This window comes from Gemmatimonadota bacterium (assembly GCA_016720805.1).
In the GTDB taxonomy this organism is placed as follows: Bacteria; Gemmatimonadota; Gemmatimonadetes; order Gemmatimonadales; family GWC2-71-9; genus Palsa-1233.
In genome coordinates this window covers 87,487-99,359 of sequence record JADKJZ010000006.1, presented here as the reverse complement: position 1 = coordinate 99,359, position 11,873 = coordinate 87,487, and the positions used below count along the sequence as shown (strand labels likewise).

Genomic DNA, 11,873 nt, shown 5'->3' with positions numbered 1-11,873 from the left:
ATCTGTACACCGAACCCTCGGGTCCTTGCGATGACGACTGTACGTGATGCGTTTGAATCGATGGCGTGGAGCCCGGCACCGGAGTCGGCGGCGCTGGCCAACGAGTGGCTGGAGCGGCATGGGCGCCGGTTCGGGCAATTCGTTGGCGGAGCGTGGACGTCGCCGGTCGACACCTTCGCGGTCGCCAATCCGGCCACGGGTGGGGAGTTGGCGCAGGTGAGTCAGGGCGACGACGCGCTGGTGGCGTCGGCCGTGGCCGCGGCGCGCAACGCGTTGCCGGGGTGGCAAGCCCTTGGCGGCCATGGTCGTGCGCGCTGGCTCTACGCACTCGCGCGCGGCGTGCAGCGGCATGCCCGACTCTTCTCCGTGGTCGAGTCGCTCGACAACGGCAAGCCGATCCGCGAATCGCGCGACATCGACATCCCGCTCGTCGCGCGGCACTTCCTGCACCATGCCGGCTGGGCGCAACTGCTCGACCGCGAGTTCCCGGGGATGGGCGCCGTCGGCGTCGTGGGGCAGGTGATTCCGTGGAACTTCCCGCTGCTGATGCTGTCGTGGAAGATCGCGCCGGCCCTCGCCGCCGGAAACACCGTGGTGCTCAAGCCGGCGGAGTTCACGCCGCTGACCGCACTCTGCTTCGCCTCGATGCTCGAGGAGATCGGCTTTCCCGGCCGGCGTCGTGAACATCATCACCGGCGATGGCCGGACCGGTGCGGCGCTGGTGAACCACCCCGACGTCGACAAGGTCGCCTTCACCGGCTCGACCGAGGTCGGCCGCGCGATTCGCGCCGCCACCGCGGGGAGCGGCAAGAAGTTGTCGCTGGAGCTCGGCGGGAAGTCGCCGTTCATCGTCTTCGAGGACGCGGATCTCGACTCAGTGGTGGAAGGCGTGGTCGACGCCATCTGGTTCAACCAGGGGCAGGTCTGTTGCGCCGGGTCGCGCATTCTCGTCGCCGAGGGGATCGCGGAGCGGCTGACGGAGAAGTTGCGCGCCCGGATGGAGCGGTTGCGCGTCGGCTCGCCGCTCGACAAGTCGGTCGACATCGGCGCGATCGTGGCGCCGGTACAGCTCGAACGGATCGGCGCGATGGTGGAGCAGGGAATCGCGGAGGGGGCGCGCTGCTGGCAGCCGTCGTGGCAGGTGCCCACCGAAGGGCTCTTCTATCCGCCGACGCTGTTCACCAATGTGCAGCCTGCGGCGACGATCGCGCAGGAGGAGATCTTCGGTCCGGTGGTGGTGCTGCTGACCTTCCGCACCCACGACGAGGCGGTCGAGATCGCCAACAACAGCCGCTACGGACTCGCTGCGTCGGTCTGGAGCGACAACCTGAATCTGGCGCTCGACGTGGCGCCGCGCCTGAAGGCCGGCACCGTCTGGGTCAACTGCACCAACCTCTTCGACGCCTCGGCCGGCTTCGGTGGCTACCGAGAAAGCGGGTACGGCCGGGAGGGTGGCAGGGAAGGGATGTACGAATATCTGGCGCCGGTGCATGGTGAGCGAGTTGGACGAGAAGCGAGAAGCGAGAAGCGAGAAGCGAGTGGGGATGCGGCGGCGGTCGGGGCCGATGGGATGCCGCCGATCGACCGGACGCCGAAGCTGTACATCGGCGGGAAGCAGGCGCGGCCGGACTCGGGGTATGTGCTGCCGGTGTTCGGGGCCGATGGCCACCGCGTCGGCGAGGTCGGCCGCGGCAACCGGAAGGACATCCGCAACGCCGTCGAGGCGGCGCACGCCGCGCAGGGCAAGTGGGCCTCCGCAACGGCCCACACGCGGGCGCAGGTGCTCTACTTCCTCGGCGAAAACCTCGCGGCGCGGCAGTCCGAATTCGCTGCCCGGCTTACCGCGCTGACCGGGCAGGATGGCGCCCGGGAAGCAGAGGCCGCGGTGCGGCGCTGCTTCACCTGGGCCGCGTGGGCCGACAAGTACGACGGGGCGGTGCACCATACGCCCCTCCGCAATGTCACCCTGGCGATGCCCGAGGCACTCGGCGTCATGGGCATTCGGTGCCCGGACGAAGCGCCGTTGCTCGGCTTGCTCTCGACGGTCCTCCCCGCGATCGCGATGGGCAATGCGGTGGTGGCGATTCCGTCGACCACCTCGCCGCTGCTGGCGACCGACCTCTACCAGGTGCTCGATACCTCGGACGTACCGGGCGGCGTGATCAACCTTGTCACCGGCACGATCGCGGAACTGCTGGCGCCGTTGGCGAGCCATGATGACGTCGACGCGTGCTGGTGCTTCGGCACGCAGGCGGAGGCGGCGGAGGTCGAGCGACTGTCGACCGGCAACCTGAAGCGGACGTGGACGGAGTCGTGGCTGCGCGACTGGGAAGATGCGGCGATGGCGGAAGGGACGGAGTTCCTGCGCCAGGCGACGCAGGTCAAGAACATCTGGGTGCCGTACGGCGCGTGATCCTGGCGTGCCAGCGGGACTCTCGCCGGCGTGGCGCGCATTCGTCATTGCCGGCATCTAGGTCGTAGCCGGCAGTCTCTGGATTCTCTTTTCCGACCAGGCCGTCGCGGCAGTCTCCAGCGATCCGACTGCGTTGACCCGGCTGCAGAATCTCAAGGGCTGGGCGTTCGTCGCGGTGACTGGGGTGCTGGTCTATGCACTGGTCGCGGCGGCCCTGCGTTCCGAGCGACGGTTGCAGGAGGAGCTGCGCCGGCCGAGCGCTGCGCCACTCCCAGAAGCTGCAGGCCATCGGCGAGCTACCAGCGGCGTGGCCCACGATTTCAAGATGTGCTGTCGTGATCAGGCGAACGGGGACTGGTGCGGGCACCCTGCCCCGGATCGGCCCGCCAGGATGAACGACCTGCTGCTGGCATCGGACCATGCCATCAAGGTGGTGCGCACGCTCCTGGGGATCGCCCGGCAGCGCGACCTCGCCCCGGTCCCCACCGACCTGGCCGCGATGCTGGCCCGCTATGCACCGATGCTCCAACGACTCCTCTCCTCGCGATACGATCTTCAGGTGCAGCAGGAAGGGACGGCGAGCGTGGTGGTCGTCGACCAGGATGCGATCGAGCAGGTGATCCTCAACCTGGTGACCAATGCCCGCGACGCTGCGCCTGAGGGCGGGTTGATCGTGCTCCGTTTGCGCGGCCCGGTCACCGATCTGGACGACGCCCCGGCCGGCGCACCGCCGCTGATCCGCTACGGGGCCGACGAGGCAGACCTCCCGGGGCCCTTCGTCATCCTCGAGGTGGCGGATCGCGGGTGCGGAATTACCGATGCGGTCCGTGAGCGGCTCTTCGAACCATTCCACACCACCAAGCCCGTTGGCCTCGGGACCGGCCTCGGCCTGTCGATGGTGCTGGGGCTGGTCCGACAGCAGGGCGGCTTCGTGACCCTGCGCACGCGCCCGGGCCACGGCAGCACCTTCGGGTTGGTCTTTCCGGCATCGACGGGCGTGCCGGCCATCGCACGCGCGCCTGGTGACGTCCCGTCACGACCCCTCAGCGGGGGTGGCGAGACCATTCTCCTGGTCGAGGACCAACCGGAGCTGCGTCGCACCGCGTCCCGCGTGCTGCGCCGTGTCGGCTATGTCGTGCTCGAAGCGGCGGATGCAACCGAGGCCTTCGTGCACTATCAACGGGAGCGCGAGTCGATCGCGCTCGTGCTGACCGACCTGGTGATGCCGGGGATGGATGGCATGGCGATGATTGCCGCGTTGCGCGCTGCGGGCGCCACGATGCCGATGATCCTGACGAGCGGCCGAACGATGACCCCTGCCGACGGGACGAGCGTCGCGCACGGTCCGGATCGAATTCTCCCGAAGCCGTGGACGATTGCGGAACTGACGAGTGGGGTGCGGGAGGCGATTGATGGTCGTGAGTCGTAAGTCGTAGGTCGTAAGTCGTAAGTCGTATGTCCGGAGTCCTCGACTGCGTCTCCCTCAGGACCCTCGCCCCCCCTGACGCCCCACAACCCTGCCGCCAGCACCACCTCGAGGCCCAGTGCCTTTTCCAGCACGTCAGATTTGCGTGAGGCGCCCCAGACTTCCAGTGAAATGTCCGTGCCCTCGACACGCGGGAAGGCGCGGATGACACAGCGGTCGCCGAGCACCGTGGCGGTGACGCGATCGACGGCCGCGGTGTGTCCACGATCGAGGCCATCCGCGACGCGCAGCAGTCCGCTGATGCGGCGCACGATCGCCTGATCTTCCGGCGGCAGCGCGCTGAATTCCTCGTGCTTCCGCTTCGGCCCCGACTTCCGGTGATAGCGTGAGGCCAGGGCGACCAGCTTGCGGTCGCGTGCGCCGAGGCCGATCCGTTCGGCGTGGGTGATGAGCTGGTAGCTGTGGCGATGATGGCGCGCGTAGGAGACCAGCTGGCCGACGTCATGCAGCAGCGCCGCCGCTTCCAGCAGCCAGCGCTCCTCGGGGGTCGAGCCCAGCGCGGGCGCCAGCTGGTCGTGCAACGAGAGCGCGATCAGCCGCACCTGCTCGACATGCCGACGGTCGGTGCGGCAGCGGTCCATGAACTCGCGGATCAGCCGGAGCGGATCGGCCGGGCGTGCCGGCCCTTCGTGTCCGACCATCTCGAGCAGCAGCCCCTCGCGGAGCCCGAACGCCGAGACGGTCACCTTGCGCCCGTCGATCAGCGCCAGCAACTCGGCGGTGACGGCGAGGCCGGCGAGGATGATGTCGGCGCGATTCGGATTGAGGCCGGTGACCTCGGCGCGCTCGGCCGGCGTCTTGGTGCAGAGCCACTCGAGCAGCGCCTCGACTTCGCCGGTATGCACCGTGGTGCCGTGCACCGTCTCGGTCGAGTGCCCTCGGCGGGCAATCGCCATCCGCGCCATGTTGGTGAAGGAGCCACCGGAGCCGATGAGGGTGGCCTGGATCCAGTCGCGCCACGGGAGCGCCTTCCGGAGCACCTGGCGCACATGCCGGCGCAGCGCGGCGACTTCCTTCTGCGGGTCGCGCTTGCCAGGCAGGTGCGACTCGGTGAGCCGGACGGCGCCGAGGGGGAGCGACGTGGTCACCTCGACGAGGCCATCCACGGCGCCGATGAGCTCCAGCGAGCCGCCACCGATGTCGGCCACCAGCGTGCGGGTATCGGTGAGGGTGAAGTGGTGGGCCACCGAGCGCCACGAGAGGCGGGCCTCCCGATCCTCGTCGATGATCTCCAGCGGGATGTCGAGTTCCCTTCGGATCCGGGCGGCGAAGGCGGGGCCGTTGCTGGCGTCGCGCATGGCGGAGGTGGCGACCGCGGCCAGTCGGGTCACCCCACGCCGTTCGGCGACACCCTTCATCCGGCGTAGCGCCTCGAATGCCTGCTCCATCGCATCGGGGTCGAGGGCGCCCGTCGTCCCGACGCCGCGCGCCAGCCGCGGCATCGCCTTTTCCTCGTCGATGACTTCAATGCCGCTGGACGGGTCGTGCTCCGCGACCAGCAGGCGGATCGAATTGGAGCCGACGTCGATGGCGCCGAGCCGCTCACGTCCTGCGATGGGACCGCTCACGTGGGCGCGTCGCCGCGATCCTCGGCGTGGTGCTTGATCGACTTCCCTTCGACGAGAAAGACCACGTCCTCGCCGATGTTCGTGGCGAGGTCGGCCACCCGTTCGAGGTTCCGGCTGACGAGGAAGAGCTCCATCCCCGCGCCGATCATGTGCGGATCCTCCATCATGTGGGTCAGCAGGATCCGGAAGACCGAGCCGTGCAACGCATCGACCTTGTCGTCGCGGCGACAGACCTCTCGCCCGGCCGAGGCGTCGCCGCGGATGAAGGCCTCGAGGGCGTCGGAAAGCATCCCGCGCGCCAACCGCGCCATCTCGATGATCTCCGGCTCCGGCGTGATCGGGCGGCTCTTGGCAAGGCGTTCAGCGGACTGGGCGATGTTCACGGCGTGATCGCCGACGCGCTCGAGGTCGTTGGCGATCTTGAGGGCGGAGGTCAGCATGCGGAGATCGCGGGCCATCGGCTGCTGCAGGGCGAGGAGGTTGATGCACTGCTCCTCGATCTCGACTTCCATGGCATCGATGGTGCGGTCGCCGTGGATGACGCGCTCGGCCTTGCCGGCATCGCGCTCGAGCAGCGCCTCGACCGCCAGGCCGAGCGCCGCTTCGGCCTCGCCCGACATGGTGAGCAGGCGCACCTTCACGTGGCTCAGCTCTTCGTGAAAGTGGCGGTGGGTCTCGACGCTCATCCGAACCTCCCGGTGATGTAGGCTTCCGTCCGTTCGTGACGGGGGTTGGTGAAGATCTGCCGGCTGTCGCCCAGCTCCACCAGCCGCCCCCGATCGAAGAACCCGGTGAAGTCCGAGATGCGTGCGGCCTGCTGCATGTTATGCGTGACGATCACGATCGTGTAGTCCCGCTTCAGTCCGACGATCAGCTCCTCGACCTTCTGGGTGGCGATCGGGTCGAGGGCGGAGCAGGGCTCGTCCATCAGCAGCACCTCGGGGGCGTTGCCGAGGGCCCGGGCGATGCAGAGCCGCTGCTGCTGGCCGCCGGAGAGCGTCAGGGCACTGCGATCGAGCCGATCCTTGACCTCCTCCCAGAGCGCGGCCTGGCGCAACGAACGCTCCACCAGGTCGGGCATCTCCCCCGCAGGGACGAGGCCGTTCAGCCGGGCCCCGTAGGCGACGTTGTCAAAGATGCTCTTCGGGAAGGGATTCGGCTTCTGGAACACCATCCCGACCCGGCGCCGCAGGGCGACGACGTCGGTCCCCGTGGCGTAGATGTCCTGGCCATCAAGCTCGATGGCTCCCACCCGCCGGGCGCCGGGGACGAGATCGTGCATCCGGTTCACGGCGCGGAGGAAGGTGCTCTTGCCGCACCCCGACGGGCCGATCACCGCGGTCACCTGACGCTGACCGACCGTGAAGTCGAGGTCGGCGAGCGCCTGGGTGGCTCCATACCAGAACGAGAAGCCGCGCACGGCGATGGCCACGGCCGGGGCGTCGGTCATCCGAACCGCCCGGTGATGTAGGCCTCGGTCTGGTCGTGGTTCGGCGCCGTGAACATCTGCTTGGTCGCCCCGCTCTCGATCAGGCGGCCCATGAAGAAGAAGGAGGTCGTGTCCGACGCGCGCGCCGCCTGCTGCAGGTTGTGGGTCACGATCACGATGGTGAACTCCTGCTTCAGCTCGAAGAGCAGCTCCTCGATGTGCTGCGTCGCCTGCGGATCGAGCGCGCTGGTGGGCTCGTCGAGGAGGATCACCTCGGGCCGAGCGGCAATGGTCCGGGCAATGCAGAGCCGCTGCTGTTGCCCGCCGGAGAGGCCCAGGGCGCTCTCGTGCAGCCGATCCTTCACCTCGTCCCAGAGGGCGGCCTGATGCAGTGCCTTCTCGACGATCTCGTCCATCTCGGCCTTGCTGTGCCGCGCGCCGACGCGCAAGCCGGCGGCGACGTTGTCGCGGACCGAGAGCATCGGGAACGGCGTCGGCTTCTGGAAGACCATGCCGACCCGGCGGCGCAGCGCGACCACGTCGACGTCGTCGCTGTAGATGTTCACGCCGTCGAGGAGGACCTTGCCGGCGATCCAGCCGCCACCGCTGATCTCGTGCAGCCGGTTGAGCGTGCGCAGGAAGGTGCTCTTGCCGCACCCCGACGGGCCGATCAGCGCGTGCACCTGATTCGCGGCGAACTGCAGCGAGATGTCGTGCACGGCGGTGAACTTGCCGTACATCGCGGTGAGCTTGTCGGTGGCGATGCGCGCCGGGGTAGCGTCAGCCACGGGTGTCGAACCGCGAACGGGTGGCCCAGCGGGCCAGCAGCGAGAGCACCAGCACCACGAGGATCAGCACCAGCGCCGTGGCCCACGCCAGCGCGTGCCATTCCTCGTAGGGGCCGGTGGCGTAGGAGAAGACCACCAGCGGCAGCGCCGCCATCGGCTGGCTCATGTCCGTGGAGACGAACTGATTGCCGAGCGCGGTGAAGAGCAGCGGCGCCGTCTCGCCGGCGATGCGCGCGACGGCCAGCAGCGAGCCCGTCACGATGCCGGGGAGGCAGGTGCGCAGCACGATCGTGAGCGAGGTGCGCCACCGCGGGTAACCGAGCGCCAGTGCCGCCTCACGCAGGGCATTGGGCACCAGCTTGATCATCTCCTCGGTGGTGCGCATCACCATCGGGATCATCAGCATGCCGAGCGCCGCGCTGCCGGCGAGGGCGGAGAAGTGGCCCTGCTTCGCCACGATCCACGTCCACGCAAAGACGCCGACCACGATCGACGGTGTGCCGTTCATCACGTCCGCCACGAAGCGCGCCACCGTGCTGAGCTTGCTGTGCGGGTACTCGGCGCAATGGATGCCGGCCCCGATGCCGATCGGCAGCCCCGCGAGGCAGGCGACGCCCACCATCATCAGCGTCCCGACCAGGCCGTGCAGCACGCCGCCCCCGACGGAGCCGATCGGCCCGGGCGGCTTGGTGAAGAACGCCAGCGAGAGCGAGCCGGCGCCCTTGGCGATCAGCGTCGCCAGAATCAGCAGCAACGGCAGCACGGCGACCACGACGGCGGCCACGGTCAGGGCGACCATGACATTGCTCACTGCAAAGCGAAGCGTCTGCCGATTCATGCCGTCGTTCCTCCGGCCTTCCGCGAGACGCGCCAGATGAGCAGCCGGGCCGCGGCGTTCACCAACACGGTGACGGCGAAGAGCACCAGCGCCACGTAGGTGAGTGCGGCGAAGTGCAGGTCGGTCGACGCCTCGGTGAATTCATTGGCGATCACCGACGCCATCGTATAGCCGGGCGCAAAGAGCGACATTGAAATCTCGTGCCGGTTGCCGATCAGCATGGTGACCGCCATCGTCTCGCCGAGTGCGCGGCCGAGCCCCAGGATGATCGCGCCGATGATGCCGGAGCGGGCGAAGGGCAGCACCGCCCCCGTCACCGCTTCCCAGCGCGTGGCCCCCAACGCCAGCGCCGCCTCGCGCTGCGCCACCGGCACCGCGAGCAGCACCTCCCGCGAGACCGACATGATGTAGGGCATCACCATGATCGCGAGGATCATCGCCGCGGTCAGCATCGAGGGGCCGTAGATCGGCCCCTGGAAGAACGGCAGGAAGCCGAGCGTCGAGCGGAGGAAGGGGAAGAGCGTGGCCCGGAGCAGCGGAATCAGGAAGAAGATGCCCCAGAGGCCGTAGACCACCGACGGGATGGCCGCGAGCAGTTCGATGACGAAGCCGATCGGTCCGCGGATCGCCTTCGGCGCGAACTCGACCAGGAAGATCGCCACGCCGAGCGAGAGCGGCACGGCGATCAGCAGCGCCAGGAAGGCGGAGAGCAGCGTGCCGACGATCAGCGGCCAGGCGCCGAACTCCCCGGCGACCGGGTCCCAGATGTCGCTGGTGAGGAAGCCGAGGCCGAAGCGGTCGATGGCAGGGGCCGCGCCGACGTAGAGCTCGTAGACGAGGAAGGCCAGGAGAATCGGCACCGACAACGCGGCCAGGGTGACGAAGCCGCGGAAGAGGCGGTCGCCCCAGACCCCGGTCGACGAGTGCGCGCTGCTCACGGGATCGGCCGGCCGTTGGCTCGCAGGGTCGGGAGGCGTGCGGCGACCAGGTCGACTACCACCTTCGGCAACGGCGCATAGTGCAGCCGCGCCGCTTGCGCCTGCGCCGCCGGTGTCAGCATCCAGCGTAGGAAGTCGCGCAGCTGCCGCGCCGTCGCCGGCGACTTGCTGTCGCGGTAGATCAGCAGCCAGGTGAACGAGGAAATCGGATAGGCATCCTTCCCGGGGGCGTTGGTGATCGACACCCGGAAATCAGTGCTCGCGGTCCAGTCGAGCGACGCCGCGGCCGCCTGCGCCGACTGCAGCGTCGGGATCACCCACGCCCCCGCCTGATTCTGCACTTCGGCGAAGGCGAGCTTGTTCGCCAGCGCGTAGCCCATCTCGACGTAGCCGATGCTCCCTTCCAGCAGCTTCACCTGCGCGGTGACGCCCTCGTTGCCCTTGCCGCCGAGGCCCGCCGGCCAGCGCACCGCGGTGCCGCGGCCGACGCGGCGCAGCCACTCGGGGGAAACCTTCGCGAGGTAGTCGGTGAAGACGAAGGTGGTGCCGGAGCCGTCCGAGCGGCCGACCACCACGATGTCGAGCTTGGGGAAGACCATTCCGGGGTTCAGCGCCTTGAGCCGCGGATCCTGCCACGACGTGATCCGTCCGAGGTAGATGTCGGCGATCGTCGGGGCATCAAGCCGCAGGCGCCGCGCGCCGAGCCCCTTCAGGTTGTACGTCAGCACGACCGAGCCGATCACCGTCGGGATCTGCACCACGTTGCCTTGCACGGCGGCGATCTGCTCGTCCTTCATGCTGGCGTCCGATGCACCGAAGTCGACCGTCCCCTTGATGAACTGCCGGATGCCGCCGCCCGATCCGATCGACTGGTAGTTGATGCGCACGCCTGTGAGCTGCTGGTAGGTCGCGAACCAGTTGGAGTAGAGCGGATAGGGGAAGGTCGCTCCCGCCCCGGTCAGGATCTGCTGGGCGGAAGCCCCGCCGGGGAGCAGGAGGGCAAGGGCGGCGAGGAGGCCCCGGAGGCGGCGAGGATGCATCCCCCAAAATTAGCGCCCTCCCGAGGGCGCCGTCACTATCTTCGTCACGATTCCGTCACAACTCGGCCGTCACCTTGGAGCGTACCACGATGCCAACCCGCCTGCGCCTGGTTTTGCTGGCGTCGTTCATCCTTTCGATCCCTCACGCGGCCGCCGCCCAGACCACGCCGGGGGTCGTCGTGGACGGGCGGGGCGTCACCTGGGCCTCGCCCGATGGCGTGAACCGGGTCACCATGCGCTTCCGCATTCAGGAACTGATGACGGTGAGCTCCTCCGAGGACGAGCCATTCAACCCGGAACAGGTGCTCTTTCAGGTCCGTCGGACGCGGCTCCGCTTCGGCGGCACGCTCCTCGACCCCCGGCTCGGCTTCAACCTCCAGCTCTCCTTCACGCGCGGCGACCAGGACTTTGCCGACACCGGCTTTCCCAACGTGCTCCGCGACGCCACGGTCACCTGGCGCTTCACGCCCCACCTGCAGGGGATCGTTGGGCAGACCAAGCTCCCGGGCAACCGGCAGCGGGTGATCTCGTCAAGTGATCTGGAATTCCCGGAGCGGTCGATCGTCAACAATCGCTTCACCTTTGATCGCGACGTGGGGGTGCAACTCTGGTGGGCCGACACGCTCGGTGGCACGCCGGTCCACCTGCGCACCGCGCTCAGCGGTGGCGAGGGCCGCAACCCTGCCGGCAACGACGACGGCGTGGCGTGGACGGCTCGCGCCGAGGTCCAGCCGCTCGGCGCGTTCGCGGATGGCAGCGATGATTTCGAGGGCGACCTGACGCGCCAGCCGGCGCCGCGACTCGCGCTGGCCGTCTCGGCCCAGCAGAACAACCACACCACGAAGGTCGGCGGGCAGTTGGGGCTTCCCCTGCATGCCGCGCGCACGATGCGCACCCTCGAGGCCGACGTGCTCTTCAAGCACCGCGGCGTCGCGTTGTACGGTGAATTCGCCAAGCGCACCGCCGAGGACCCGATCACGACGCACGCAGGGTCGGCCAACCGCTACGTCTACACCGGCACGGGGCGCCTGCTGCAGGCGAGTTACGCGCTCGCGAGCGGCTGGTCCCCGCAACTGCGCTGGGCCGTGGTGACGCCGGACGAGGAGATCGCCGATGAAGTCGGCGCGGCGCGGCAGGAGCAGCTGTCGGTGGGCCTCACGCGCTACTTCAAGCGGCACCGGATCAAGAGCACTGGCGAGCTGTTGCACGACAACGTCGCCGCGAATGCGGCGGGGGCGGCGCGGAAGAGCTGGATTCTGCGGTGGGCGGTGGAGTTGGGGATCTGAGGGGAGTCGTTAGTCGTTGGTCGTTAGTCGTTAGTTCGCAATTCTGTCATCCCGAGCAACGCGAGGGATCTGCGTGAAGGTGTATAC

General features: G+C 68.7%; 8 protein-coding genes and 3 pseudogenes. 3 read left to right on the top strand and 8 right to left on the bottom strand.

The features are described 5' to 3' along the window. Positions 1 to 60 precede the first annotated feature (60 nt). Both IPP98_07295 and IPP98_07290 read left to right on the top strand, forming a co-directional pair. Positions 61 to 2,413: pseudogene (locus tag IPP98_07295) on the top strand (aldehyde dehydrogenase family protein). A gap of 133 nt (positions 2,414 to 2,546) precedes the next feature. Next, on the top strand, positions 2,547 to 3,842 hold the full coding sequence (locus IPP98_07290) for a response regulator (GenBank protein ID MBL0178913.1): 1,296 nt from the start codon (positions 2,547 to 2,549) through the stop codon (positions 3,840 to 3,842). A 260-nt stretch (positions 3,843 to 4,102) separates the two neighbouring features. Here the strand turns inward: IPP98_07290 and IPP98_07285 are convergent. From IPP98_07285 to pstS, 8 genes and pseudogenes are all read right to left on the bottom strand, one after another. Further along, a pseudogene (locus IPP98_07285) lies at positions 4,103 to 4,540 on the bottom strand (HD domain-containing protein). After that, a pseudogene (locus IPP98_07280) lies at positions 4,532 to 5,467 on the bottom strand (Ppx/GppA family phosphatase). Before IPP98_07280 ends, IPP98_07285 begins: the two co-directional pseudogenes overlap by 9 nt. Further along, on the bottom strand, positions 5,464 to 6,153 hold the full coding sequence (gene phoU / locus IPP98_07275; GenBank protein ID MBL0178912.1) for a phosphate signaling complex protein PhoU: 690 nt from the start codon (positions 6,151 to 6,153) through the stop codon (positions 5,464 to 5,466). Before phoU ends, IPP98_07280 begins: the two are co-directional and overlap by 4 nt. Continuing rightward, entirely contained in the window at positions 6,150 to 6,917 is a 768-nt protein-coding gene (gene pstB, locus IPP98_07270) for a phosphate ABC transporter ATP-binding protein (protein ID MBL0178911.1), read from the bottom strand. The genes phoU and pstB (IPP98_07270) overlap by 4 nt, the downstream gene beginning before the upstream one ends. Beyond that, the gene (gene pstB, locus IPP98_07265) at positions 6,914 to 7,636 is read right to left on the bottom strand and encodes a phosphate ABC transporter ATP-binding protein (GenBank protein ID MBL0178910.1); all 723 of its coding nucleotides are present in this window, start codon (positions 7,634 to 7,636) and stop codon (positions 6,914 to 6,916) included. The genes pstB (IPP98_07270) and pstB (IPP98_07265) overlap by 4 nt, the downstream gene beginning before the upstream one ends. 40 nt (positions 7,637 to 7,676) lie before the next feature. After that, on the bottom strand, positions 7,677 to 8,522 hold the full coding sequence (gene pstA / locus IPP98_07260) for a phosphate ABC transporter permease PstA (protein MBL0178909.1): 846 nt from the start codon (positions 8,520 to 8,522) through the stop codon (positions 7,677 to 7,679). Then, entirely contained in the window at positions 8,519 to 9,460 is a 942-nt protein-coding gene (pstC, locus tag IPP98_07255) for a phosphate ABC transporter permease subunit PstC (protein MBL0178908.1), read from the bottom strand. The genes pstA and pstC overlap by 4 nt, the downstream gene beginning before the upstream one ends. Beyond that, positions 9,457 to 10,500, bottom strand: coding sequence for a phosphate ABC transporter substrate-binding protein PstS (gene pstS / locus IPP98_07250; protein MBL0178907.1), 1,044 nt, complete (start codon positions 10,498 to 10,500; stop codon positions 9,457 to 9,459). The genes pstC and pstS overlap by 4 nt, the downstream gene beginning before the upstream one ends. Positions 10,501 to 10,589: 89 nt before the next feature. Here pstS and IPP98_07245 point away from each other — a divergent pair, with 89 nt between their 5' ends. Continuing rightward, the gene (locus tag IPP98_07245; protein ID MBL0178906.1) at positions 10,590 to 11,786 is read left to right on the top strand and encodes a hypothetical protein; all 1,197 of its coding nucleotides are present in this window, start codon (positions 10,590 to 10,592) and stop codon (positions 11,784 to 11,786) included. Positions 11,787 to 11,873: the final 87 nt, after the last annotated feature.

Excerpts from the sequence above, each read along its gene's own strand:
- phoU (MBL0178912.1), bottom strand. The coding sequence starts at position 6,153 with ATGAGCGTCGAGACCCACCGCCACTTTCACGAAGAGCTGAGCCACGTG.
- pstB (MBL0178910.1), bottom strand. The coding sequence starts at position 7,636 with ATGTACGGCAAGTTCACCGCCGTGCACGACATCTCGCTGCAGTTCGCC.
- pstA (MBL0178909.1), bottom strand. The coding sequence starts at position 8,522 with ATGAATCGGCAGACGCTTCGCTTTGCAGTGAGCAATGTCATGGTCGCC.
- pstS (MBL0178907.1), bottom strand. The coding sequence starts at position 10,500 with ATGCATCCTCGCCGCCTCCGGGGCCTCCTCGCCGCCCTTGCCCTCCTG.
- pstB (MBL0178911.1), bottom strand. The coding sequence starts at position 6,917 with ATGACCGACGCCCCGGCCGTGGCCATCGCCGTGCGCGGCTTCTCGTTC.
- IPP98_07245 (MBL0178906.1), top strand. The coding sequence starts at position 10,590 with ATGCCAACCCGCCTGCGCCTGGTTTTGCTGGCGTCGTTCATCCTTTCG.